This is a genomic window from Citrobacter sp. Res13-Sevr-PEB04-36 (assembly GCF_015672735.1).
GTDB lineage: Bacteria > Pseudomonadota > Gammaproteobacteria > Enterobacterales > Enterobacteriaceae > Citrobacter.
Genome location: NZ_JADABY010000043.1, coordinates 55,904 through 80,601 on the forward strand (window position 1 = coordinate 55,904; position 24,698 = coordinate 80,601).

The window sequence follows — 24,698 nt, forward strand, 5'->3', positions numbered from 1 at the left end:
AGAAGACGTCACGTTACCGCAGGAGAAAACCACTCTGAACATGAAGCAAGGTTTGCAACTCAGGCTTAGCCAACAACTGGCGATGACGCCTCAGCTACAACAGGCTATCCGTCTGTTGCAGTTGTCCACGCTGGAACTTCAGCAAGAACTTCAGCAAGCGCTGGAAAGTAACCCACTGCTCGAGCAAACCGATCTTCACGACGAAATTGATACCCAAGAAAAACAGGACAGCGATTCCCTCGATACCGCAGACGCTCTCGAACAAAAAGAGATGCCGGAAGAGTTGCCGCTGGATGCCAGTTGGGATGAGATTTACACCGCGGGCACGCCATCTGGCACCAGCGGGGATTACATCGACGACGAACTGCCTGTGTATCAGGGTGAAACCACGCAATCACTACAGGATTACCTGATGTGGCAAGTGGGGTTGACCCCGTTTTCTGATACCGATCGCGCCATTGCCACATCAATTGTCGATGCGGTGGATGACACCGGGTATCTCACTGTTTCTCTGGACGATATTCTCGAAAGCATGGGCGATGACGACATTGGTCTCGATGAAATCGAAGCCGTGCTTAAACGAGTCCAACGCTTTGATCCGGTTGGCGTGGCGGCAAAAGATCTCCGAGATTGCCTACTGATCCAATTGTCGCAGTTTGACAAAGCCACTCCGTGGCTGACAGAAGCAAGACTCATCATCAGCGATCACCTCGATCTGTTAGCCAATCACGATTTCCGCTCGCTTATGCGCGTGACCCGACTTAAAGAAGATGTGCTGAAAGAAGCCGTCAATCTGATCCAGTCGCTGGATCCAAGACCCGGGCAGTCGATCCAAACCGGTGAGCCGGAATACGTGATCCCGGATGTGCTGGTACGTAAGCATAACGATCGTTGGATCGTCGAACTGAACAGCGATAGCATTCCACGCTTACAGATTAATCAGCACTATGCCGCCATGTGTAATGGTGCACGCAACGATGCCGACAGCCAGTTTATTCGTACGAATTTACAGGATGCGAAATGGCTGATTAAAAGTCTGGAAAGCCGCAACGACACGCTGTTGCGCGTCAGTCGCTGTATCGTTGAGCAGCAACAGGCCTTCTTTGAGCAAGGCGAAGAATTTATGAAACCGATGGTGCTGGCAGATATCGCCCAGGCCGTCGAGATGCACGAATCGACCATTTCCCGAGTGACCACGCAAAAGTATCTGCACAGTCCGCGCGGCATTTTTGAACTCAAGTATTTCTTTTCCAGCCATGTTAATACTGAAGGCGGAGGCGAAGCCTCTTCTACAGCGATACGCGCGCTGGTGAAGAAATTAATTGCGGCCGAGAACCCTGCGAAACCGCTGAGTGACAGCAAGTTAACCTCTATGCTGTCAGAACAAGGTATCATGGTGGCACGCCGCACCGTTGCGAAGTACCGAGAGTCTTTATCCATTCCGCCGTCTAACCAGCGCAAACAACTGGTCTGACCCAACCGATAAGGAAGACACTATGCAGCTCAACATCACTGGAAACAACGTCGAAATTACTGAAGCACTGCGTGACTTTGTGAACACAAAGTTCGCCAAACTTGAGCAATATTTCGACCGGATTAATCAGGTCTATATTGTGTTGAAAGTGGAGAAGGTGACACACATCTCGGATGCAACACTGCATGTGAACGGTGGCGAAATTCATGCCAGCGCGGAAGGTCAGGATATGTACGCCGCCATTGACGGTTTAATTGATAAACTGGCTCGGCAGTTAACAAAACATAAAGATAAACTGAAACAGCACTAACTTGTCCGGGCAGTTAGCGGGTGCAGGACGGCCTGTTGTGAAGCACAACAGGCCATTTGTACAGTTAGCGCTTAGGTGAAATTATGACAAATAACGATACGACTCTACAACTGAGCACTGTTCTTAACCAGGAATGTACGCGTGCGGCCGTTCACTGCCAAAGCAAAAAACGCGCATTGGAAATCATTAGTGAACTGGCAGCAAAGCAGCTGAGCTTGCCTTCTCAGGTGGTGTTTGAAGCCATTCTGACGCGTGAAAAAATGGGTAGTACCGGCATCGGCAATGGTATTGCCATTCCGCACGGAAAGCTGGAAGAAGACACGCTACGCGCGGTCGGCGTGTTTGTGCAACTCGAAACGCCTATTGCGTTCGACGCCATTGATAATCAACCGGTCGATTTGTTGTTCGCTCTGCTGGTTCCCGCCGATCAAACCAAGACGCACTTGCACACCTTGTCACTGGTTGCAAAACGGCTGGCAGATAAAACCATCTGTCGTCGCCTGCGCGCCGCGCAGAGCGATCAGGAGTTGTATCAAATCATCACGGACACCGAAGGTGGACAGGATGAAGCATAACAACCCAATGGCATCCTTTTTTGTCGTTGTGAGGAGAAACAGTACATGGTACTGATGATCGTCAGCGGTCGTTCAGGGTCAGGCAAATCTGTCGCCCTACGTGCGCTGGAAGATATGGGTTTTTACTGCGTGGATAACCTTCCCGTGGTGCTGTTGCCCGATCTGGCCCGTACATTGGCCGATAGCCAAATTTCTGCGGCCGTCAGCATTGATGTGCGCAACATGCCTGAGTCGCCAGAAATTTTCGAGCAGGCAATGAATAACCTGCCTGAAGGTTTCTCGCCGCAGTTGCTGTTCCTTGATGCTGACCGTAACACGCTGATCCGCCGCTACAGTGATACCCGTCGACTGCACCCACTCTCCAGCAAAAATCTGTCGCTGGAAAGCGCAATTGATAAAGAAAGCGACTTGCTGGAGCCGCTGCGTTCCCGCGCGGACCTGATCGTCGACACCTCTGAAATGTCCGTGCACGAACTGGCAGAAATGTTGCGTACCCGACTGCTGGGCAAGCGTGAACGTGAACTGACCATGGTGTTTGAGTCCTTCGGCTTCAAGCACGGCATCCCGATTGACGCGGATTACGTCTTTGACGTGCGCTTCCTGCCGAACCCACACTGGGATCCCAAACTGCGTCCAATGACCGGTCTGGACAGGCCCGTCGCCGCGTTTCTCGACCGTCACACAGAAGTACACAATTTTATCTACCAAACTCGCAGCTATCTTGAGCTATGGTTACCCATGCTGGAGACCAACAACCGCAGCTACCTCACCGTAGCCATCGGCTGTACCGGCGGGAAACACCGTTCGGTGTATATTGCAGAGCAGCTGGCAGACTACTTCCGCTCACGCGGTAAAAACGTACAGTCACGCCATCGTACGCTGGAAAAACGCAAATCATGACCGTGAAGCAGACTGTTGAAATCACCAATAAGCTGGGCATGCACGCCCGGCCAGCAATGAAGCTGTTTGAATTAATGCAGGGTTTTGAAGCGGAAGTACTGTTACGTAACGACGAAGGCACAGAGGCAGAAGCGAACAGCGTCATTGCCCTGCTGATGTTGGATTCCGCCAAAGGTCGCCAGATAGAGGTTGAAGCCTCTGGTCCACAGGAAGCAGAAGCCCTGGCAGCGGTGATTGCGCTGTTTAATTCGGGGTTTGACGAGGATTAGTCAGTACAGCACTACCATTTCAGTACGTAGCGAGTAGGTCGGATAAGGCGTTTACGCCGCATCCGGCAATGTCGTTGTGTCGTATTCTGCCTGATGCGCTGCGCTTATCAGGCCTACAAAAACAGCGTCAGCATCGACTAATACAGCTTATTTTCCCGCATAAACGACTCACCGCCTAACTGGCGCATTTGCCGCATGATCCAAGCCTGACGGTTACGTACATAGCCTGACGGAGCATTCGCCTTAAAACGCAGAGGATTGGGCAGCACCGCCGCCAGCAATGCGGCTTCTGACTGACTCAAGCGACTGGCCGGTTTATGAAAATAACGTTGTGATGCCGCTTCCACGCCAAATACGCCGTCGCCAAACTCGGCGATGTTCAGATAAATGGTCAGAATACGTTTCTTGCTCCACACCGTTTCCATACCCAGCGTGATTCCGGCTTCCAGGCCTTTACGCACCCAACTGCGTCCGTCCCACAGAAAGAGATTTTTTGCCGTCTGCTGCGAGAGCGTCGACGCCCCACGAATACGGCTTTCATTGCGCTCATTATGCGCCAGCGCTTTTTCTATTGCCGAGACATCAAACCCCCAGTGCTGAGGGAATTTTTGGTCTTCTGCGGCAATGACCGCCAGCCCCATCCACGGCGAGATCTCATCCATGCTGACCCAGTCAGAATGCGCCACATAGCCAAAATCACCGTGCAGCCAGGCACTAATTTGTCGTTCAGCCATCACCGCAGAAAAGGGAACCGGCAGCACGCTGAAGAGGGCTATGCCCCCGCCCCAAAACACAGCGAGGACAATGACTGCCCGCAGAAAAAACCGCCGCAAAAAGGCAGTCACCCCTTTTTTCATTCAGCTAGCACCAGCACACGTGATACCAGCTTGTCGATCCCGCTCGCGGCCTGGGCAATATCTTGCGCCAGCATATAAGCTGGCGTGGTCACGATTTTGTGGTCTTCATCGACCACAATATCATCGACCGGACACGGCACATGCTCTGCCCCCATATCTTCCAGCACTTCCGCAGTATCAATATCGGTGCCAATCGTCAGACGCAGCGGAAAATCGAATATTTTAGGCAACATCGCCGGGGCAATGCACATGAACCCCAACGGCTTACCGGATTGATGCATGGAGACTGCCAGCGCGGCTAAGTCGCTATCCACCCGACATTCGCTGCCCTGGCTAGCGAAATTACTCAGATTCTTCGCCGCACCGAATCCACCGGGTACAATCAGCGCATCCAGTTCAGCAGAGACCGCCTGGGCAAGCGGGCGAATATCACCACGGGTTATACGTGCAGCCTCGATCAGGACATTGCGGGTGTCCTGCATGGGCTCGCCGGTCAGATGATTAATCACATCTGTTTGTTGTTTATCCGGCGCAAAGCAGATGGCCTGAGCCCCATTACGGGCAATAGCCAGCAGCGTTAACACAGCTTCATGGATCTCTGAGCCGTCATACACGCCGCATCCGCCGAGCACTACGCCAATTTTTTTCATCGTGATACTCCTTTCGCAACTGGCTGTAGCATATTAATAATTCTTATTAAAATGCTACGCTTCACACATTTAACTGATTCATGTAACAAATTATTTAAGATTTGCTATCTTAACTGCGTGCGGCCTGAAAATTAGGGCTGTGCCCTTGTAAACAATGATAATAATTTACGGCGCAGCAACGATTTCCCTGGTGTTGGCGCAGTATTCGCGCACCCCGGCTAAGCCGGGGTCATTTTTTTTCAACACTCGCCACCCAGGCTCTTAATACTGCCACGTCGTGCTGCCACTCTTGCTTCATCTCTTCAATCCATTCCGCCACGTTATCTTCCCAGGCAGGAAGGTCCGGGGATTGAATTTGCTGACCCAACTGTTGCAGATGGCGCAGACCGACCGATCCCGCGGCACCTTTGATTTTGTGGCCCTCCTCAACAACGCCCTTTTTATCACGCGCGGTCAGATTGGACTCCAGCACGCTCAAATATCCCGGCATCATCTTCTCAAATACCGCCAATCCGTCGGTAATTAACTTCGGTCCCACCAGCTCGAGGTATTGTTCCAACATGGGAATATCTAACAGCGCTTGCGATTTACTGCTTTCTTCAGATGTCACAGTGCTCTCCTCTTTGTTTCGGCTATCCCAGTATTTTTTGATCATGGCGGTTAATGCCGGCACCGACAGCGGCTTACTCAGCACGTCATCCATACCTGCATCCAGATATTCTTTTTTATCTTTCAAAACATTGGCGGTAAGCGCTACCAGCGGCGGCAGATCTTCCCGCGCATATTTTTGCGTCAACTCTCTGGAGATATCCAGGCCCGTCATATCCGGCAGCTGGATATCCAACAGCACGAGGTCATACTCACCCGGTTGGAACATTTCCAGCGCGGCTTTCCCGGTCATAGCGACATCCACGCTGTTGCCCAGTTTTTCCAGCACCGAACGGGCAACAATCACGTTCAGTTCAATGTCTTCCACCAGCAGCACATTCAGCGCAGGCAACGGCATGTCGTCTTCTTCGAAGGCGTCTTCTATCTCTTCCGCAACGGCAGGGGCGTGAACGGTAAGGGTAAAGACAGAGCCTTTCCCCGGCTGGCTGGAAACCGTAATATCGCCGCCCATGTTTTTTGCCAGACGACGAGACACCGCCAGGCCAATCCCGGTCCCGGTTGCTGGTTTACCGCCATTACTATCCTTCACCTGATAATACATGGCGAAGATTTTATCCTGCTCATCCTGCGGAATACCGATACCGGAATCTTCCACTTCAAAATGCAGCATGCTTCCTTTGTCATAGCGCGCCCGCACGGTAACCTGCCCTTGCTGGGTAAACTTCACGGCATTGCTGATCAGATTCCACAGGATTTGACGCAGACGCGTCCCATCGGTAATGACCTTATGCGGCAGGGGCAATGTCGGATCAAGCACAAAGCGCAGCCCTTTTTGCTGCGCCTGAAGACCAGAGAGGTTTTCCAGATCTGCCATAAAGCTGGTGAAATCTATCGGCTGGTTATCGAGCTGAACTTTACGCCGCTCCATCTTATCCATGTCGATAATATCGTTGAAAATATTCCCCAGCGTAACGGCAGAAACATGGATGGTTTTCAGGTATTTTTCCTGCTCGGCGGTCAGATCCGTATCCAGCAGGATCCGACTTAAACCGACAATGCCGTTCAGCGGTGTACGTAGTTCGTGACTGATCGTCGAAATGAAAGTGGTCTTGTCGCGACTGGCCCGTTCGAGCGCATCCTGGTAGCGCTTACGCTCGGTAATATCGCGGCCAAAGCCCATCAAACCGTGTCGTTTACCAACGCGGTCGTAATAAGGCACTTTACGAATTTCAAAGCAGGCTTTACGTCCGTCCGGGTAATCCAGCCATTGTTCATAGGTTAACGAGACATTATGGCGGAACACTTTCTCGTCAGTCTCGATAACTTTTTCAGCCGCCTCTGGCGAGTAAACTTCAATCGGCTTTAAATTCACCAGCTGCTTTTCGCTCTTGCCGGTCAGTAATTCCATGGCGCGGTTACAGCCAGAGAACTCTTTATCTTCATTGCGATAAAACACCAGATCCGGCGAGGCATCGAGAAAAGATCGCAGAAAAGAGGACTGTTGCTCCAGCTGGATCTGCGCCTCTTCACGTTCTTTAATTTCGACTTTGAGCTGTTCAAACGTTTCCTGGCGCTCCGCCTCCGCCTTTTCACGTTCGACAATTTCCTGGTTAAGCTGCGAAATATTGTCCTTCAACTGCACGTTAAGCTTGAGATCGCGCTCACGCATCTCTTCCAGCTTCTGTACCAGCCGTGACAGGCGTTGCCGGGACTCCTCCAGTTGCTCCACGACTACCGACAGGAAATAGACCGCCCAGGGGGTAATTAACAGACCAAAAAAGATGGAGCGAATAACATCAATACTTTCTACCTGGCCATGCAGCACCATGGTGACAGCCATTTGCACCACAATCGCCAACACAACCAAAGCCAGCGCCAATAGCAGCGAAAAACGCACCAGACCTAACTTCATCATCAGGTCGACATAATACTGCGCCAGCATTCGAATTTGCTTCATAGAGGGTTCCTTCACGACAACTTGGCACAATAATACTCAATTCTCGGCGTGACGTTTGAGATTGTGCAATAAATGCGGGGGCTATCGGTGAAATGACTCAGGAGAGGTCATCGTAGGCCTGATAAGCGAAGCGCCATCAGGCAAGCAGGCGCAGAATGCCGGATGTCGGCTTTGCCTTATCCGGCCTACAGATGGTTAGCTCCCCGGCAAAAACCACGGCGTTCCAAGAGCCGAGCCTTGTACACCATGTTCATTGAGATAACGATCCAGTTCAACCATCCCCGTCCAGCGATTTTCACACCACAGCGGCGCCAGCAACGTCGGGCGACGGGCGCTGGCGGAAATACGATGATAGATGACCTCTGGCGGGGTATGGCGAATCATCTCACCCGCCGTTACCGTATAATCAGCCAGCTCAATACCACTCAGACGCCCTGCTTCCCAGGCCTTCGCCATAATGCTGCCCTGTACGATATGCAGCGGATGCAGCTTAATACCATCAACACCAGTCTCCACCACGCGATCCAGCGTTTGCAGGCATTCAACTTGCCCTTCTCCCGGTAGACCAACAATCAGGTGAGAGCACACTTTCAGCCCGCGCTCACGTGCCAATTGCGTGGTGCGCTGATAGCAGGCAAAGTCATGCCCACGGTTAATACGGTGCAGCGTTTTATCATGGGCGGTTTGTAGCCCCAACTCCAGCCACACTTCGTAGCCCTGGTCTTTATATTCGCACAGCAGATCGAGCACCGCCTCCGGCACGCAGTCAGGGCGTGTCCCGACACACAGCCCGACAATATTGGCCTGGCTGACCGCCTGCTGATACATCGAGCGCAGCACCTGAACTTCGGCAAACGTGCTGGTGTAGGCCTGAAAATAGGCCAGATAGCGTTTGGCGCGATTCACCAATTGCGCCTGATGCTCAAGCTGCTCGGCAATGGAATGATGCTGCTGCGCCTCATCAGCAAAGGATGCGACATTACAGAAGGTACAACCGCCACGTCCAATGGTGCCATCGCGATTTGGGCAGCTAAATCCACCGTGCAACGTGAGCTTATGAACCTTTTGCCCATAACGGCGAGAAAGATCCCCACCAAACATATTGACTAATTTCTGTAACTGCATAATCTGATAGACCGCGCCTTGAAAAGAGGCCAAAGCCTGCCATTTTTAGCCCCCGTCGGCGATGACCTGGATCAATCGCCCTGGCATGCCTTTACTTATTGCATAATCAAGCAAAATTACCGAAATTTCATTCAATAAAAATGTGATTACTTTTCCTTATGTTCGGTAATTTTTTTTATCTTCTGACGGCTCATGGATAAAAACAGTATCTTTAAGACGCGTAAACTCTACAAACCAGCATAAAATACCAAATATCGCGATAAACAAAGGGAGGACAAGCGATAACAGACCTCTCTGACAGTGAGACAGATCACACTTCCCCCTCCATTCACTGTGCGTTAAATCAATGTAAAAAAGTCATTATTTTCAATGGATTCATTTAGTTAATCGACCTATAGCACATTTTTGTATAAATAAGATTGCCATTTGACCTGTGTGTGGATTCCCGATAACGTGGAAATCCGCTGGAAGCTTTCTGGATGAGCAGCCTGCTCATCATATTTATGCAGTAATTGAGATTCCCTCTGAAGCAAGTCCTCAAACTTGTTTGACCTATGCGAAAAGGATTAAAGAGGGCGAATGCGAGGTGAGCGTTAACGCGCAACCCCCGTCGCCATGCTCTTGCTGTGCCTGTGCGCAAACGGTATCGGAGAGGCGTCCCGCAGAGCCTGGGGAGGTTCACTAATATGTTGTACGATAAATCCCTTGAGAAGGATAACTGTGGTTTCGGCCTGATCGCCCACATAGAAGGCGAACCTAGCCACAAGGTAGTGCGTACCGCCATACACGCACTGGCTCGTATGCAGCACCGTGGTGCCATCCTCGCTGACGGTAAAACCGGCGACGGCTGCGGCCTGTTATTACAAAAACCCGATCGTTTTTTTCGCATCGTTGCCGAAGAACGCGGCTGGCGTTTAGCCAAAAACTACGCGGTCGGCATGATCTTTTTAAATAAAGACCCTGAACTGGCGGCGGCATCTCGTCGCATCGTCGAAGAAGAGTTACAGCAGGAAACCCTGTCGATTGTGGGCTGGCGCGACGTGCCAACCAACGACGGTGTTCTCGGTGAAATCGCCCTCTCCTCCCTGCCCCGTATTGAGCAAATTTTTGTTAACGCCCCTGCGGGCTGGCGTCCACGCGATATGGAACGCCGTCTTTTCATCGCGCGTCGCCGCATCGAAAAACGTTTGCAGGACGATAAAGACTTCTACGTTTGTAGCTTGTCCAATCTGGTCAACATCTATAAAGGTCTGTGTATGCCGGCGGATCTGCCGCGCTTTTACCTGGACCTCGCAGACCTGCGTCTGGAATCAGCGATCTGCCTGTTCCACCAGCGCTTCTCCACCAATACCGTGCCACGCTGGCCGCTGGCCCAGCCGTTCCGCTATCTGGCGCACAACGGCGAAATCAACACCATTACTGGTAACCGCCAGTGGGCGCGCGCCCGTACCTATAAGTTCCAGACGCCGCTGATCCCGGATCTCCACGATGCCGCGCCGTTTGTCAACGAAACCGGCTCTGACTCCAGTTCGATGGATAACATGCTCGAACTGCTGCTGGCTGGCGGGATGGACATCATCCGCGCGATGCGCCTGCTGGTACCACCGGCCTGGCAGAACAACCCGGATATGGACCCGGAGCTGCGCGCATTCTTTGACTTTAACTCCATGCACATGGAACCGTGGGATGGCCCGGCCGGTATCGTCATGTCCGACGGTCGCTTTGCCGCCTGTAACCTTGACCGTAACGGCCTGCGCCCGGCGCGCTACGTCATAACCAAAGACAAGCTCATCACCTGCGCCTCTGAAGTCGGCATCTGGGACTACCAGCCTGATGAAGTGGTCGAGAAAGGTCGTGTCGGTCCGGGCGAATTGATGGTTATCGACACCCGAGGTGGACGTATTCTGCACTCGGCGGAAACCGATGATGACCTGAAAAGCCGCCATCCGTACAAAGAGTGGATGGAGAAGAACGTCCGCCGCCTGGTACCGTTTGAAGACCTGGCTGATGATCAAGTCGGCAGCCGTGAGCTGGACGATGACACCCTTGCCAGCTTCCAGAAACAATTTAACTACAGCGCCGAAGAACTGGATTCCGTAATCCGTGTGCTGGGCGAAAATGGCCAGGAAGCGGTCGGTTCAATGGGCGATGATACCCCATTTGCCGTGCTTTCCAGCCAGCCACGCATCATTTATGACTACTTCCGTCAGCAGTTCGCGCAGGTGACCAACCCACCTATCGATCCGCTGCGTGAGGCGCACGTGATGTCGCTGGCCACCAGCATTGGTCGTGAGATGAACGTCTTCTGTGAAGCCGAAGGCCAGGCGCATCGCCTGAGCTTTAAATCGCCGATCCTGCTGTACTCTGATTTCACCCAGCTCACCACCATGAAAGAGGAACATTATCGCGCCGACCGGCTCGATATCACTTTCGACGTGAGCGAAACCACGCTGGAAGAGACCGTCAAGGCGCTGTGCGATAAAGCCGAACAAATGGTGCGTAACGGCACGGTATTACTGGTGCTCTCTGACCGCAACATCGCCAAAAATCGCCTGCCGGTCCCGGCACCGATGGCGGTGGGCGCGGTGCAAACGCGTCTGGTGGAACAGAATCTGCGCTGCGACGCTAACATCATCGTCGAAACTGCCAGTACCCGCGATCCGCATCACTTCGCGGTACTCCTCGGCTTTGGTGCCACAGCCATCTATCCGTACCTGGCCTATGAAACGTTGGGGCGTCTGATCGACACTCAAGCGATTGCCAAAGATTACCGGACCGTGATGCTGAACTACCGTAACGGCATCAATAAAGGTCTGTACAAAATCATGTCCAAAATGGGCATTTCGACCATCGCCTCTTACCGTTGTTCGAAGCTGTTTGAAGCCGTTGGCCTGCACGATGACGTAGTTGCATTGTGCTTCCAGGGTGTGGTCAGTCGCATCAGCGGAGCGGGCTTTGCTGACTTCCAACAAGATCTGTTAAACCTCTCTAAACATGCCTGGCTGGCGCGCAAACCGATTAACCAGGGTGGCCTGCTGAAGTACGTCCACGGGGGTGAATACCACGCTTACAACCCGGACGTGGTACGCACGCTGCAACAGGCAGTACAAAGCGGCGAATACAGTGACTACCAGCAATACGCGAAGTTGGTCAACGAGCGTCCGGCGGCCACGCTGCGCGATCTGCTGGCTATCGCACCTGGTGATGAAGCGGTAAGTATTGGCGACGTCGAACCGGCAACTGAGTTGTTTAAACGTTTTGATACCGCAGCTATGTCCATCGGTGCGTTAAGCCCGGAAGCGCACGAGGCGCTGGCCGAAGCGATGAACAGCATTGGCGGCAACTCCAACTCCGGCGAAGGCGGTGAAGACCCTGCACGCTACGGCACGAATAAAGTGTCACGCATCAAGCAGGTAGCGTCCGGTCGCTTCGGCGTCACCCCGGCGTATCTGGTGAACGCTGACGTCATTCAGATTAAAGTCGCACAGGGTGCGAAGCCCGGCGAAGGCGGCCAGTTGCCAGGGGATAAAGTTACCCCATACATCGCCAAACTGCGTTATTCAGTACCGGGCGTGACGCTGATCTCCCCGCCACCGCACCACGATATTTACTCTATCGAGGACTTAGCGCAGCTGATTTTCGACTTAAAACAGGTTAACCCGAAGGCGATGATCTCTGTGAAGCTGGTTTCCGAACCGGGCGTCGGTACCATCGCCACCGGCGTGGCAAAAGCCTACGCGGATCTGATAACCATTGCCGGTTACGACGGCGGCACCGGCGCCAGCCCGCTCTCTTCGGTGAAATACGCAGGCTGTCCGTGGGAACTGGGGCTGGTAGAAACTCAGCAGGCGCTGGTGGCTAACGGTCTGCGCCATAAGATCCGTTTACAAGTTGATGGCGGTCTGAAAACCGGCGTCGACATCATCAAAGCAGCCATTCTCGGCGCGGAAAGCTTCGGCTTTGGTACCGGCCCGATGGTCGCGCTGGGCTGTAAATACCTGCGTATTTGCCACCTGAACAATTGCGCAACCGGTGTAGCAACCCAGGACGAAAAGCTGCGTAAGAACCACTACCACGGCCTGCCGTTCAAAGTGACCAACTACTTTGAGTTTGTCGCCCGTGAAACCCGCGAGCTGATGGCATCGCTTGGTGTAACACGTCTGGTGGATCTGATTGGCCGTACCGACCTGCTCAAAGAGCTGGACGGGTATACCGCCAAGCAGCAAAAGTTGGAGCTGTCTCACCTGCTGGAAACCGCACAACCTCACCCAGGCAAAGCGGTGTACTGTACTGAGAACAACCCACCGTTCGACAACGGCGTACTCAACGCGCAGTTGCTGCAACAGGCCAAACCATTTGTTGATGAGCGCCAGAGTAAAACTTTCTGGTTCGATATCCGCAACACTGACCGTTCCGTCGGCGCATCACTGTCGGGTTATATCGCTCAGACGCACGGCGATCAGGGGCTGGCTTCCGACCCGATCAAGGCGCATTTCAGCGGTACGGCGGGCCAGAGCTTTGGCGTGTGGAACGCGGGCGGCGTGGAGCTGTATCTGACCGGCGATGCCAACGACTATGTCGGTAAAGGCATGGCGGGCGGTCTGCTGGCGGTACGTCCTCCGGTCGGTTCTGCCTTCCGCAGCCATGAAGCGAGTATCATCGGCAACACCTGCCTGTATGGCGCAACCGGCGGTCGTCTGTTTGCCGCAGGCCGCGCGGGAGAACGCTTTGGGGTACGTAACTCAGGTGCCATCACCGTGGTCGAAGGCATCGGTGACAACGGCTGTGAATATATGACCGGCGGCATCGTCTGTATTCTCGGTAAAACAGGCGTCAACTTCGGCGCTGGCATGACGGGCGGGTTCGCCTACGTGCTGGACGAAGACGGCGAATTCCGCAAACGCGTGAATCCGGAGCTGGTCGAAGTCCTGAGCGTGGACTCGCTGGCTATCCACGAAGAGCATTTGCGTGGGCTGATCACCGAGCACGTACAGCATACCGGTTCGTCACGCGGAGAAGAGATCCTGGCTAACTGGCCGGCATTCTCGGCGAAATTCGCACTGGTTAAACCGAAGTCCAGTGATGTGAAAGCACTGTTGGGTCACCGTAGTCGTAGCGCAGCTGAGCTGCGCGTGCAGGCGCAGTAAGGGGTAGCAGCAATGAGCCAGAACGTATACCAATTTATCGACCTGCAGCGCGTTGATCCGCCGAAGAAACCGCTGAAGATCCGCAAGATCGAGTTTATCGAGATTTACGAGCCGTTTTCCGAAGGCCAGGCTAAGGCGCAGGCAGATCGCTGCCTGTCCTGCGGCAACCCGTACTGTGAGTGGAAATGCCCGGTGCACAACTACATCCCGAACTGGCTGAAGCTGGCTAACGAAGGGCGTATTTTTGAAGCAGCCGAGCTGTCGCACCAGACCAACACGCTGCCGGAAGTCTGTGGTCGAGTGTGTCCGCAGGACCGTCTGTGTGAGGGTTCTTGCACGCTGAACGATGAGTTCGGCGCGGTAACCATCGGCAATATTGAGCGCTATATCAACGATAAAGCGTTTGAGATGGGCTGGCGTCCGGATATGACCGGCGTACGCCAGACCGATAAACGCGTCGCCATTATCGGTGCCGGTCCGGCAGGGCTGGCCTGTGCCGACGTACTCACCCGTAACGGCGTGAAGGCGGTGGTGTTTGACCGTCATCCGGAGATTGGCGGTCTGCTGACCTTCGGTATTCCGGCCTTCAAACTGGAGAAAGAGGTGATGACCCGCCGTCGTGAAATCTTCACCGGCATGGGCATTGAATTCAAACTCAACGTCGAAATTGGTCGCGATGTACAGCTCGACGAACTGCTGAAAGATTATGACGCCGTGTTCCTCGGCGTCGGGACCTATCAGTCGATGCGCGGTGGACTGGAAAATGAAGATGCCGATGGCGTGTTCGATGCGCTGCCGTTCCTGATTGCCAATACCAAACAGTTGATGGGCTTTGGCGAAAGCAGCGACGAGCCGTACATCAGCATGGAAGGCAAACGCGTAGTGGTGCTGGGTGGTGGTGATACCGCGATGGACTGCGTACGTACTTCTGTTCGTCAGAACGCCTCACACGTGATTTGCGCCTATCGTCGCGACGAAGAAAACATGCCGGGCTCGAAACGCGAAGTAAAAAACGCGCGTGAAGAAGGTGTGGAGTTCCAGTTCAACGTGCAGCCGCTGGGCGTGGAAATTAACGCCAACGGCAAAGTGTGCGGTGTGAAAATGGCGCATACTGAAATGGGTGCACCGGACGCACAAGGCCGCCGCCGCGCGGAGATCGTGCCCGGTTCTGAACACGTGGTGCCCGCCGATGCCGTGGTGATGGCGTTCGGTTTCCGTCCACACAGCATGGAATGGCTGGCAAAGCACAGCGTCGAGCTGGATTCGCAGGGCCGCATTATCGCCCCGGAACGCAGCGACAACGCGTTCCAGACCAGCAACCCGAAAATTTTCGCCGGTGGCGACATCGTGCGCGGTTCGGATCTGGTAGTGACGGCAATTGCCGAAGGCCGTAAAGCCGCTGACGGGATCCTGAATTACCTGGAAGTGTAAACATACCTTTTCTGGCATCTCATCCGTACATATGGATGAGATGCCAAATATCTGTCTTCTTTCCTAAAAATACATAGTTGCTACACAGCATAAATTTGCAACCAACCAGCTGAAAACCCCAGTACGTAAACGTTTGCATTCTTCTGAAAAGTGTATATTATGCGGCGGATTTTTTGGGCAAAATTCATGGAGGCATTGTGTCGCAAGATAACAATTATAGCCAGGGCCCCGTCCCTCTGGCGGCGCGGAAAGGCGTGGTTCCACTGACGTTTGTGATGTTGGGATTAACGTTTTTTTCCGCCAGTATGTGGACCGGTGGCACACTCGGTACCGGTCTTTCCTATGATGATTTCTTCCTGGCAGTTCTCTTCGGTAATCTTCTCCTCGGTATTTACACTGCATTTCTCGGTTTCATCGGCGCAAAAACAGGACTCTCTACCCACCTCCTGGCGCGTTACTCATTTGGCGTAAAAGGTTCATGGCTTCCCTCGTTGCTATTAGGTGGCACGCAGGTAGGCTGGTTTGGTGTTGGCGTGGCGATGTTCGCTATCCCGGTCAGTAAAGCGACGGGAATCGACGTTAATATCCTGATTGCAGTGTCTGGTCTGTTGATGACCATGACCATCTTTTTTGGCATCTCGGCGCTAACGGTTTTATCGATTATCGCCGTACCCGCTATCGTTATTCTTGGCAGCTACTCCGTCTGGCTGGCAGTGTCCGACGTGGGCGGTTTAGATCATTTAAAAACGATTGTGCCACAGACGCCGCTGGATTTTTCAACCGCTCTGGCACTGGTCGTGGGATCGTTTGTCAGCGCAGGTACCTTGACGGCAGACTTCGTTCGCTTTGGCCGTAATGCCAAAGCTGCGGTGCTGATTGCCATGGTGGCTTTTTTCCTCGGCAACTCTCTGATGTTTATCTTCGGTGCTGCTGGCGCTGCCGCTGTAGGACAGGCGGACATCTCCGACGTGATGATTGCCCAGGGACTGCTGCTGCCCGCAATTGTGGTTCTCGGCCTGAATATCTGGACAACCAACGACAACGCGCTGTATGCGTCGGGTCTGGGATTTGCCAATATTACCGGTTTTTCCAGCCGTACGTTGTCGGTGGTTAACGGTATTATTGGCACGCTGTGCGCGCTGTGGCTGTACAATAACTTTGTCGGCTGGCTGACATTTCTGTCGGCCGCAATCCCACCTATTGGCGGGGTGATTATCGCCGACTATCTGTTAAACCACCGCCGGTACGCCGATTTCAACAACGCACAATTTATACCTGTGAACTGGATAGCTATTCTGTCCGTTGCACTGGGCATCGCCGCCGGCCACTATATTCCCGGTATTGTGCCCGTCAACGCCGTACTCGGCGGCGTATTCAGCTATATCCTGCTGAATCCACTTTTTAATCGCAGTCTTGCTCAGTCCACGGAGGTCAGCCATGCAGACTAATACCATCACCATTCGTCAGGCACGTTTACAGGGACGCGAAGGGTTATGGCAACTCACGATTGAAAACGGGTGTTTTAGCCGTATTGAATCTCAGGAAGCCGCACCTTTACCGCTGGGTGAGGTCCTGGACGCTGAAGGTGGACTCGCCATCCCGCCATTCGTCGAGCCGCATATCCATCTGGACACCACGCAAACGGCAGGCGAGCCAAACTGGAATCAGTCGGGTACGCTGTTTGAAGGTATTGAGCGCTGGGCTGAACGTAAAGCGATGCTGACCCACGAAGACGTGAAGACGCGTGCCATGCAGACCCTGAAATGGCAGATGGCCAACGGCATCCAGTATGTCCGTACGCACGTTGACGTTTCCGATCCCACGTTAACGGCACTGAAAGCGATGCTGGAAGTGAAGCAAGAAATCGCGCCATGGGTGGATCTGCAAATTGTGGCGTTCCCACAAGAAGGAATTCTTTCTTACCCAAACGGTGAGGCGCTGTTAGAAGAAGCGATGCGTCTGGGGGCCGACGTCATTGGTGCGATTCCCCACTTTGAATTTACGCGTGAATATGGCGTGGAGTCGCTGCATAAAATTTTCGCCCTGGCCCAGAAGTACGACAGGCTTATCGACGTGCACTGTGACGAAATTGATGATGAGCAATCACGCTTTGTTGAAACCGTTGCAGCACTAGCGCATCGCGACGGAATGGGCGGGCGCGTCACTGGCAGTCATACCACAGCGATGCACTCCTATAATGGCGCGTATGCCTCCCGCCTTTTCCGTCTGCTAAAAATGTCAGGCATTAACTTTGTCGCTAATCCCCTGGTGAACATTCACCTGCAGGGACGTTTTGACACCTATCCCAAGCGTCGCGGTGTCACCCGCGTCAAAGAGATGCTGGAGGCGGACATCAACGTCTGCTTTGGCCATGATGATGTCTTTGATCCGTGGTATCCGCTGGGAACCGCGAATATGCTGCAGGTGCTGCATATGGGATTACACGTGTGCCAACTGATGGGATACGGGCAGATTAATGATGGTCTGAACCTGATAACCACTCACAGCGCAAAAACCCTGCACTTGCAAGACTACGGCCTGAGTGTTGGAAATTCCGCTAACCTGGTAATTTTACCGGCAGAAAATGGGTTTGACGCAGTGCGTCGCCAGACACCTGCCCGTTATTCCATTCGCCACGGACGGGTCATTGCCGAGACAGTTCCGAGCCAAACAACGCTGCATCTGTCGCAGCCAGAAACTGTGACATTTAAGCGGTAGGTTGTCTTTTGGATCATTGCCGCAGACACGCAGCTGCGGCAATGACCATGTTGGAGTATTTCCTGTCAGGCGTGTAGCAAGCTGGCACGTACCTTCACCACCACTTTCTTAATTTCCCCAGGCACACTCACCACACAGCCCGGTTTATGCGGCTCGCCAGGCATAAACACCGCGAACATCCCCGGTTTCAGGGTAACAACCTGTTCATCGACAATCTCGCTGCACAGCTGATAATCCTCTTCAACATGCACGTCTTCGCACTGACGTGCGGAACCTGCCAAACCGAAAAAAATACGCTCTTCACCTGCCAGCAGCAATTGGATATCAATATAACATTCATGCAGCTCCGCCTTTTTTTCTTGTGGCAGTTGCGTGGCGAACTGCATCACGTTCATAAACAGATCGTCGCCTTTCAGTACATAGCGTCCCGGCGCGTTATTCTGCACGTCTGCCGCCAGCGCAAGGGTCAGCGCATCAAGCAGAACAGGGGGTAATCCCGCAGAGGATAACGACTGTAACTCGCCTAATATCATGATAACTCTCCTTGTGCTAACAATGCTGCGCCCAGCAACCCGGCGTCATGTCGGTAATGTGCGGCGCGCAGTGGGACGTGATACACCGACGGTTCCTGCGCCAGTAACGTGCAGACCTGCGCCAGATACCCTTCCGCCAGCCCGACGCTGCCCCCAATAACCACACTCTGGCAGTCGGTAGATGCTTTGACGTCAGCAATCAGTCGCGCCAGCACCTGTGCAGAATGTGCAATCAACCGCGTGGCCTGCTCATGCCCTTGCACCGCACGCGTAAACACCGTTCTGGCATCGCAACCGGCAAGGTCGCCCTGTGCTGCGGCGGCAATTCCGCGACCAGATGCAATAGCCTCCACGCAGCCGGTTCGACCACAGCCGCAGACTGGTCCATTAGGGTCAGCCAACGTATGCCCTAAATGCCCCGCCAGACCACCAGACCCGGTGAGTAACTTGCCGTTGCTGACCACGCCGCCACCTACGCCGGTCGATACGGTGATAAACACCATGTCGCTTATCTCGTCAGCCATTACGTGGTATTCCGCCCAGGCCGCCGCCTGTGCATCATTGACCGCCATGGTCGGCAAGCCGGTCAACTCTCTTAAGGTTTGTACCAGCGGGAAGTGCATCAGCCCGCCAAGATTGAGCGGATTAATCGCCAGTAGTGTGCCCTCGCGGATAATACCGGTGGAGGCAATAGCGACGCGCTCTGCATGCGCCTGCAGCGGCTCAATGAGCGTTTGTAACGCGGCCCGCAGGGCATCCGGCGTTTTACTGGCAGGTGTCGGCAGTTCACGGCGTTCGCGGATCTGTAAATCGCGGTCTACCAGTGCAGCGGCCAGTTTGGTGCCGCCAATATCAATCGCCAGCGTGGTCATAGCACGACCTTTTTCAGCGTCAGTTGCTCAAGTAACGACATACTAATTCCCTTACCAAAATAGCCCGGTGCAGGACCGGGCAATCGGATTAACTTTTTGATTTCACCAGTGCGCTTTTATCGCTGCCAAACGGCACGGCTCCGCTAAACGGTTTACCATCGATGGCATCATGAGTACGCAGTGCTTCCGGACGCAGCCAGCGCTGCACGCGGGACGGCATATCAAGGCCAATCAACAGGATCACCACAAAGGTCAGGCTGAACGACAGCGATCCCAGCGCCGTACCCAGATCCAGACGCTGTGCAATCAACGCCCCGATGATCGGTGCCAGTGCCCCGCCCAGTGCACCCACGTTGTAGGTAAAACCCAGACCCGCTGCACGCTGGTCGGTATCGAAATAGCCGCCGATCAGTTTGGGTAAGATCCCAGAGATCCCCTGCCCGAGCATTTGCTGGAAAAACAGCAGCAATCCCAGTACCCAGACGTTGGCACCGCCAATCGCAAACACGGGAATAATCAGCAACTGTGAGGCCAGCAGGCTGTAGACATAGGCTTTGCGCGTACCCAGCCAATCACCCAGAAAACCACCGACACAACAGCCTACCGCCGCCCCAAAGCCGCTAAAGAACAGTACTCTGGCAACCGTCGACGGGTCATACATCAGTTCAGTTTTCAGGTAAGTCGGCAGCAGCGCCTGAATTGGCCACGAATAAAGGAAGGCGAACAGCACCACCACCATCAGCATCACGCCCGTTGGCCAGCGTTTACCGCTGCTTTGCACCATAAAGCTAATGAAGATAAACGCGCAGACCAGCCCGAGGGCAGCCACGATGGCCGCGTTTTGCAGGTTGCCAGCAAAACAGAACCACAGCGCGGTTGCGGCGGCGAGCGTCATCAGAATATTAATGACCCGATGTTCACCCCGATAGAGAATATCCACCATAGTGCGCACCGGCGCTTTGCCTTCGTGTTTTTCTTTCCAGTCTTCGGCTTCCGGAATATTTTTACGCAGCCAGAGGGCGAAGATAATCGGCACAATGCCGATGAAAAACAGCGCTCGCCACCCCCACACCGGTACCACCAGACTGTAGACCTGGGCGGCGATCACCGCGCCCACGGAGAAGCCCGAAATCAGGAAACCACTGGCTTTATTGCGCAACTGTTTAGGCCAACTTTCAATCACATAGGTCGCACTCGAACCGTACTCACCCGCCATCCCCATACCGATAACCAGGCGGGCGATAAACATTGTGGTGTAGCCCGGCGCAAAGCCGCAGGCCAGCGTCCCTAGCGAGAACAAAATGATGCTGGTGACCATTGCCAGGCGACGCCCATAGCGATCGCCCATCGCCCCCAGCATCAACCCGCCGAACCAGCGAGAAATAAAGGCGGCCGAGATCAGGCTGGCGGCCTGCACCGTCGTCAACCCGAACTCACCTTGTACTTCCGTCAGTACAAGGGCAATCAAGACAAAATCAAAACCATCCAGCAAATATCCCAGCCAGGCGGCGGAGAATGCGCGCCATTGTGCCCGGTTGAGATGGCGGTACCACGGAATGCTCTGGGTAGAAGTACTCATGTGACTCTCCCGACGATTTTCATTGTTGTACTGGTGGGCGACTGTGCCTCATCCGGCCTACGGTCTGCCTGTGTAGGCCGGGCAAGCGAAGCCCCCCCGGCAATCCGCTGTTACGCCTTTTCTGCCAGCAGTTGGTTAGCCAGCGCTTTCAGTTCTGGCAGATACTTTTCGTCAACAGGTGCAAATGGCTTACGGCACAGTGGGACGGAAACCACGTCCATATAGTGCAGAACCGTTTTCAGTCCACGGAACACGCCGACTTTAATCAGCAGGTCGATAACCTTATTGCACTCAGTTTGCAGTTTTTGTGCCGTCTGGATGTCGCCTTCTTTGAGTGCTTTCACTATTCCCTGATAGCGCCAGCCCATGATGTTGTAGGTGCTGCCGATACCACCGTCTGCCCCAGCCAGCAGACCAGACGCGAAAATTTCGTCATAACCGTTGTACAGCACCAAATCCGGATGGGCGCGGCGGATCTGCTCCATCTGATAGAGATCCCCAGAAGTCTGCTTCAGTGCGCCAACCCCAGGCAGCGTCACCAGCGTGTTGATCTGATCCAGCGTCAGTTTTACGCCGCTCAGCGCCGGGATGTTATAGACCACCATTGGCAAGCCATCAGAGGAATCAATAATTGCACGGTAGTGATCGCAGTGCTCTTCAAAGCTGAACGGATAGTAAAACGGTGTGACGGCGGAGACGGCATCAAAGCCGTAGCGGTGAGCTGCGCTCGCCAACTGCTGGCTCTCTTCGGTGCTCACCGTGCCCACATGCGCGATAAGCGTGATTTTACCCTTCGCTTCTTCCGCCACGATCTCCAGTACCTGCTCTCTTTCAGCCCGGTTCTGGACAAACGCTTCACCCGTTGAGCCACCGACGTACAGGCCATCAACACCCTGCCCAATGTTGAAACGTACCAGACGACGTAGGCTCTCAATGTCCAGTCGCTGTTGGTTGTCGAATGGGGTTAACAACGCTGGCATTACGCCTCTTAAATCTCTTGCCATAACTACCTCTGTCGATGATTAGTGTTGCCTAACTGCATACCTTTATACCTGTTATACCAGATCAAATAAGCAGCAATACAATACAGAACGCTTATATTGCGATCTGCCTCACTAAACACTTCATCCTGCAAGTCGCCTCTGTGTTTAAACGATCGTCAGGATCGGGATTATTTACGCAATTTTTTATTTTTACCGAAGGCGTGCCAGGTAGCGGAAACGCTGTTGAGATGTTGTTGTAGTGCGCGGTCTGCTTCATCAGGATCGTGCTGACGAATGGCGTCGACAATAGCAATATGCTGCTGATAACTCACGCTATTGTGTTCGTATAACTCACGTTCGGCGACGGTCGGACGTGCAGCAATCAACCAGTCCAGCAGCGCGACGTGGATCGCCATAAAGATGGGGTTGCCGGGGATCTCCGCCAGCACACGGTGAAAATCCACGTCCGAACGGATGAACAGTGCGTTGTCATCCAGCGACTGGCTGTTGATCTCCAGCGCCCTGGACAGCCTGTCAATTTGCTCGTCGGTTGCATGCTCAGCGGCGTAACGTACCAGGCTTGATTCAAAGAACAGCCGCAACTGTTCGAAGTGAGCGATGCCACCAGGATGCGAGAGAAAGTCTTTCGCCATACCCGACAGCTCGCCAATGATGGTGTCCGCAGACGGACGCGAAACGCGGGCACGTTCGCCATTGTTGATTTGGACCAGGCCTTTACGTTTTAACGCCGCCAGGGCTTCTCGCACGGAAGGACGGCCGACATTAAAGAAGGCCATCAGCTCCCGCTCGGACGGCAGCTGTTCACCCTCGCCAAATTCCCGGCGGCGAATCATCTGTTCCAGTTCTTCTTCAACCATTTCAGACAGTTTTTTACGTGCCAAAGGGCGGTTACGTAAACTACGGCCAATGGTGGATGGAGAGTCTTCAGCTTGCGAATCAAATGCGTTCATAGGGTCCATTCAGCTAAGTCGTGGTGAAAAACAACAGCAGGTTCATCGTAACACAGGATCGAAAGCAGGGTGAAATGGAGGTCAATCAGGTGAGCCGACTTATTGATAATATATGAAATACAAATATCTTTTCGCTCACAAATGACCTGATGAATTTTAATTTTCTGGCATTACGTCGCATTGATGAAATCTGCGAACATGATCGTGAAAAATAATCATAACCTACTATTTTAAAACAAAAAATAATTTTAACTTGATTTAAAAAATACGATATTCACTCCATAAAAAACGTATAAAAAAATATAACATCCGATTTTATAACCACGTTATTACCGGATTTATCTTCTTTCCTGGCATGGAGTGAAAAAATGTTCGGCATTATACTTTCCGTCATCGTTTTATTAACGATGGGTTACCTGATCCTCAAAAACTACAAACCTCAGGTGGTACTGGCGGCAGCCGGGATCTTCTTAATGATCTGCGGCGTCTGGTTGGGCTACGGAGCACTGGTCGCGCCCGAGAAAAGCAGCGGCTATCTGCTGGTCGATATTTATAACGAAATTCTGCGTATGCTCTCAAGCCGCGCAGCTGGGCTGGGATTGTCGATCATGGCCGTTGGTGGCTATGCCCGCTATATGGACAGGATGGGAGCCAGCCGGGCGATGGTAAGCCTGCTGAGCCGTCCGCTAAAGCTAATCCGCTCACCGTATATCGTGCTTGCCGCCACCTATGTGATCGGTCAGATCATGGCGCAGTTCATTACCAGCGCCTCCGGGTTAGGGATGCTGCTGATGGTCACCCTCTTCCCTACGCTGGTCAGCCTTGGCGTAAGTCGTTTGTCGGCGGTTGCGGTCATTGCCACGTCAATGTCGATTGAATGGGGCATTCTGGAAACTAACTCAATTTTTGCCGCACAGGTGGCGGGAATGAAGATTGCCACCTACTTCTTTCATTACCAGCTACCTGTGGCCTCGTGCGTGATAATCGCTGTCGCGGTTGCACACTTTTTTGTACAGCGTCGGTTTGACCGCAAGTCGGCACCAGACAACATTGGCTTTGCCGAACAAAAATTGCTGGAAGATGTTCCGCCGCTCTATTACGCCATTTTACCGGTGATGCCACTGATTCTGATGCTAGGCTCTCTGTTCCTTGCGCATAGCGGGTTAATGAAAGCAGAGCTGAATCTGGTAGTGGTGATGTTGATGAGCATGACAGTTACCATGCTTGTCGAGTTCTTCCGGAAGCACAATCTGCGCGAAACCATGGATGATGTGCAGGCATTTTTTGACGGTATGGGCACCCAGTTCGCCAATGTCGTTACGCTGGTCGTCGCCGGTGAGATCTTTGCCAAAGGCTTAACCACCATCGGCACCGTCGACGCGGTGATTAGGGGTGCGGAGCATTCCGGGCTTGGCGGTATCGGCGTGATGATCATCATGGCTGTAGTCATCGCGGCCTGCGCCATTGTAATGGGTTCCGGCAATGCACCATTTATGTCTTTCGCCAGCCTGATCCCGGATATCGCCGCAGGACTGCATATTCCGGCGGTGGTGATGATTATGCCAATGCACTTCGCCACCACGCTGGCCCGCGCGGTTTCACCGATTACTGCGGTTATTGTGGTGACCTCTGGTATTGCTGGCGTATCGCCTTTTGAAGTGGTTAAACGTACGGCGATCCCGATGGCGGTAGGATTTGTGGTGAATATGATAGCCACGATCGTGCTGTTTTATTGATG

Annotated in this window: 19 protein-coding genes; 10 read left to right on the plus strand and 9 right to left on the minus strand. The window is 53.4% G+C overall.

Annotation, left to right across the window (positions count from 1 at the left end; genetic code table 11):
• Positions 1 to 40: 40 nt before the first annotated feature.
• The 5 genes from rpoN to npr all read left to right on the plus strand — a co-directional run bounded on the left by rpoN (position 41) and on the right by npr (position 3,528).
• Positions 41 to 1,474, plus strand: coding sequence for an RNA polymerase factor sigma-54 (gene rpoN, locus IMQ48_RS12990; RefSeq protein WP_196209413.1), 1,434 nt, complete (start codon positions 41 to 43; stop codon positions 1,472 to 1,474).
• Between the two features lie 22 nt (positions 1,475 to 1,496).
• Positions 1,497 to 1,784, plus strand: a complete 288-nt coding sequence (gene hpf, locus IMQ48_RS12995) for a ribosome hibernation promoting factor (RefSeq protein ID WP_003025078.1) — start codon at positions 1,497 to 1,499, stop codon at positions 1,782 to 1,784.
• An 83-nt stretch (positions 1,785 to 1,867) separates the two neighbouring features.
• Positions 1,868 to 2,359, plus strand: a complete 492-nt coding sequence (ptsN, locus tag IMQ48_RS13000; protein WP_196209368.1) for a PTS IIA-like nitrogen regulatory protein PtsN — start codon at positions 1,868 to 1,870, stop codon at positions 2,357 to 2,359.
• 45 nt (positions 2,360 to 2,404) lie between these two features.
• Positions 2,405 to 3,259 (plus strand): RNase adapter RapZ, encoded by an 855-nt coding sequence (rapZ, locus tag IMQ48_RS13005; protein WP_096755499.1) that lies wholly within the window; start codon positions 2,405 to 2,407, stop codon positions 3,257 to 3,259.
• Positions 3,256 to 3,528, plus strand: coding sequence for a PTS phosphocarrier protein NPr (npr, locus tag IMQ48_RS13010; protein WP_196209369.1), 273 nt, complete (start codon positions 3,256 to 3,258; stop codon positions 3,526 to 3,528). The genes rapZ and npr overlap by 4 nt, the downstream gene beginning before the upstream one ends.
• Before the next feature lie 137 nt (positions 3,529 to 3,665).
• On the opposite strand, the gene mtgA is transcribed toward npr, so the two are convergent.
• The 4 genes from mtgA to IMQ48_RS13030 all read right to left on the minus strand — a co-directional run bounded on the left by mtgA (position 3,666) and on the right by IMQ48_RS13030 (position 8,726).
• Positions 3,666 to 4,385 carry a monofunctional biosynthetic peptidoglycan transglycosylase gene (gene mtgA, locus IMQ48_RS13015; RefSeq protein ID WP_196209370.1) on the minus strand — a complete coding sequence of 240 codons (720 nt, stop codon included), beginning with the start codon at positions 4,383 to 4,385 and terminating at the stop codon, positions 3,666 to 3,668.
• On the minus strand, positions 4,382 to 5,035 hold the full coding sequence (gene elbB, locus IMQ48_RS13020; RefSeq protein ID WP_196209371.1) for an isoprenoid biosynthesis glyoxalase ElbB: 654 nt from the start codon (positions 5,033 to 5,035) through the stop codon (positions 4,382 to 4,384). Before elbB ends, mtgA begins: the two co-directional genes overlap by 4 nt.
• A 229-nt stretch (positions 5,036 to 5,264) precedes the next feature.
• The gene (gene arcB, locus IMQ48_RS13025; protein WP_196209372.1) at positions 5,265 to 7,601 is read right to left on the minus strand and encodes an aerobic respiration two-component sensor histidine kinase ArcB; all 2,337 of its coding nucleotides are present in this window, start codon (positions 7,599 to 7,601) and stop codon (positions 5,265 to 5,267) included.
• A gap of 195 nt (positions 7,602 to 7,796) precedes the next feature.
• Complete coding sequence (locus IMQ48_RS13030; protein WP_196209373.1) at positions 7,797 to 8,726, minus strand: TIGR01212 family radical SAM protein; 930 nt, start codon at positions 8,724 to 8,726, stop codon at positions 7,797 to 7,799.
• A 686-nt stretch (positions 8,727 to 9,412) separates the two neighbouring features.
• Here IMQ48_RS13030 and gltB point away from each other — a divergent pair.
• The 4 genes from gltB (at position 9,413) to IMQ48_RS13050 (ending at position 18,022) form a co-directional block, all read left to right on the plus strand.
• The gene (gene gltB, locus IMQ48_RS13035; protein WP_196209374.1) at positions 9,413 to 13,873 is read left to right on the plus strand and encodes a glutamate synthase large subunit; all 4,461 of its coding nucleotides are present in this window, start codon (positions 9,413 to 9,415) and stop codon (positions 13,871 to 13,873) included.
• Between the two features lie 12 nt (positions 13,874 to 13,885).
• Positions 13,886 to 15,304 carry a glutamate synthase small subunit gene (locus tag IMQ48_RS13040; protein ID WP_196209375.1) on the plus strand — a complete coding sequence of 473 codons (1,419 nt, stop codon included), beginning with the start codon at positions 13,886 to 13,888 and terminating at the stop codon, positions 15,302 to 15,304.
• Between the two features lie 197 nt (positions 15,305 to 15,501).
• On the plus strand, positions 15,502 to 16,752 hold the full coding sequence (gene codB, locus IMQ48_RS13045) for a cytosine permease (protein WP_196209376.1): 1,251 nt from the start codon (positions 15,502 to 15,504) through the stop codon (positions 16,750 to 16,752).
• Positions 16,742 to 18,022 (plus strand): cytosine deaminase, encoded by a 1,281-nt coding sequence (locus tag IMQ48_RS13050; protein WP_196209377.1) that lies wholly within the window; start codon positions 16,742 to 16,744, stop codon positions 18,020 to 18,022. Before codB ends, IMQ48_RS13050 begins: the two co-directional genes overlap by 11 nt.
• A gap of 65 nt (positions 18,023 to 18,087) precedes the next feature.
• On the opposite strand, the gene nanQ is transcribed toward IMQ48_RS13050, so the two are convergent.
• From nanQ to nanR, 5 genes are all read right to left on the minus strand, one after another.
• Entirely contained in the window at positions 18,088 to 18,555 is a 468-nt protein-coding gene (gene nanQ, locus IMQ48_RS13055) for an N-acetylneuraminate anomerase (protein ID WP_196209378.1), read from the minus strand.
• Complete coding sequence (locus IMQ48_RS13060; RefSeq protein ID WP_196209379.1) at positions 18,552 to 19,427, minus strand: N-acetylmannosamine kinase; 876 nt, start codon at positions 19,425 to 19,427, stop codon at positions 18,552 to 18,554. The genes nanQ and IMQ48_RS13060 overlap by 4 nt, the downstream gene beginning before the upstream one ends.
• Before the next feature lie 88 nt (positions 19,428 to 19,515).
• Positions 19,516 to 21,006 (minus strand): sialic acid transporter NanT, encoded by a 1,491-nt coding sequence (nanT, locus tag IMQ48_RS13065; protein ID WP_196209380.1) that lies wholly within the window; start codon positions 21,004 to 21,006, stop codon positions 19,516 to 19,518.
• Between the two features lie 110 nt (positions 21,007 to 21,116).
• Positions 21,117 to 22,010 (minus strand): N-acetylneuraminate lyase, encoded by an 894-nt coding sequence (nanA, locus tag IMQ48_RS13070; RefSeq protein WP_196209381.1) that lies wholly within the window; start codon positions 22,008 to 22,010, stop codon positions 21,117 to 21,119.
• 167 nt (positions 22,011 to 22,177) lie between these two features.
• Positions 22,178 to 22,969 (minus strand): transcriptional regulator NanR, encoded by a 792-nt coding sequence (gene nanR / locus IMQ48_RS13075; RefSeq protein ID WP_196209382.1) that lies wholly within the window; start codon positions 22,967 to 22,969, stop codon positions 22,178 to 22,180.
• A gap of 359 nt (positions 22,970 to 23,328) precedes the next feature.
• Between nanR and dcuC the strand changes: the two genes are divergently transcribed.
• Positions 23,329 to 24,696, plus strand: coding sequence for an anaerobic C4-dicarboxylate transporter DcuC (dcuC, locus tag IMQ48_RS13080; RefSeq protein ID WP_196209383.1), 1,368 nt, complete (start codon positions 23,329 to 23,331; stop codon positions 24,694 to 24,696).
• Positions 24,697 to 24,698: the final 2 nt, after the last annotated feature.

Bases quoted from the DNA above. Each gene is read 5' to 3' on its own strand.
- rpoN (WP_196209413.1), top strand. From the start codon at position 41: ATGAAGCAAGGTTTGCAACTCAGGCTTAGCCAACAACTGGCGATGACG.
- hpf (WP_003025078.1), top strand. From the start codon at position 1,497: ATGCAGCTCAACATCACTGGAAACAACGTCGAAATTACTGAAGCACTG.
- ptsN (WP_196209368.1), top strand. From the start codon at position 1,868: ATGACAAATAACGATACGACTCTACAACTGAGCACTGTTCTTAACCAG.
- rapZ (WP_096755499.1), top strand. From the start codon at position 2,405: ATGGTACTGATGATCGTCAGCGGTCGTTCAGGGTCAGGCAAATCTGTC.
- npr (WP_196209369.1), top strand. From the start codon at position 3,256: ATGACCGTGAAGCAGACTGTTGAAATCACCAATAAGCTGGGCATGCAC.
- mtgA (WP_196209370.1), bottom strand. From the start codon at position 4,385: ATGAAAAAAGGGGTGACTGCCTTTTTGCGGCGGTTTTTTCTGCGGGCA.
- elbB (WP_196209371.1), bottom strand. From the start codon at position 5,035: ATGAAAAAAATTGGCGTAGTGCTCGGCGGATGCGGCGTGTATGACGGC.
- arcB (WP_196209372.1), bottom strand. From the start codon at position 7,601: ATGAAGCAAATTCGAATGCTGGCGCAGTATTATGTCGACCTGATGATG.
- IMQ48_RS13030 (WP_196209373.1), bottom strand. From the start codon at position 8,726: ATGCAGTTACAGAAATTAGTCAATATGTTTGGTGGGGATCTTTCTCGC.
- gltB (WP_196209374.1), top strand. From the start codon at position 9,413: ATGTTGTACGATAAATCCCTTGAGAAGGATAACTGTGGTTTCGGCCTG.
- IMQ48_RS13040 (WP_196209375.1), top strand. From the start codon at position 13,886: ATGAGCCAGAACGTATACCAATTTATCGACCTGCAGCGCGTTGATCCG.
- IMQ48_RS13050 (WP_196209377.1), top strand. From the start codon at position 16,742: ATGCAGACTAATACCATCACCATTCGTCAGGCACGTTTACAGGGACGC.
- nanQ (WP_196209378.1), bottom strand. From the start codon at position 18,555: ATGATATTAGGCGAGTTACAGTCGTTATCCTCTGCGGGATTACCCCCT.
- IMQ48_RS13060 (WP_196209379.1), bottom strand. From the start codon at position 19,427: ATGACCACGCTGGCGATTGATATTGGCGGCACCAAACTGGCCGCTGCA.
- nanT (WP_196209380.1), bottom strand. From the start codon at position 21,006: ATGAGTACTTCTACCCAGAGCATTCCGTGGTACCGCCATCTCAACCGG.
- nanA (WP_196209381.1), bottom strand. From the start codon at position 22,010: ATGGCAAGAGATTTAAGAGGCGTAATGCCAGCGTTGTTAACCCCATTC.
- nanR (WP_196209382.1), bottom strand. From the start codon at position 22,969: ATGGACCCTATGAACGCATTTGATTCGCAAGCTGAAGACTCTCCATCC.
- dcuC (WP_196209383.1), top strand. From the start codon at position 23,329: ATGTTCGGCATTATACTTTCCGTCATCGTTTTATTAACGATGGGTTAC.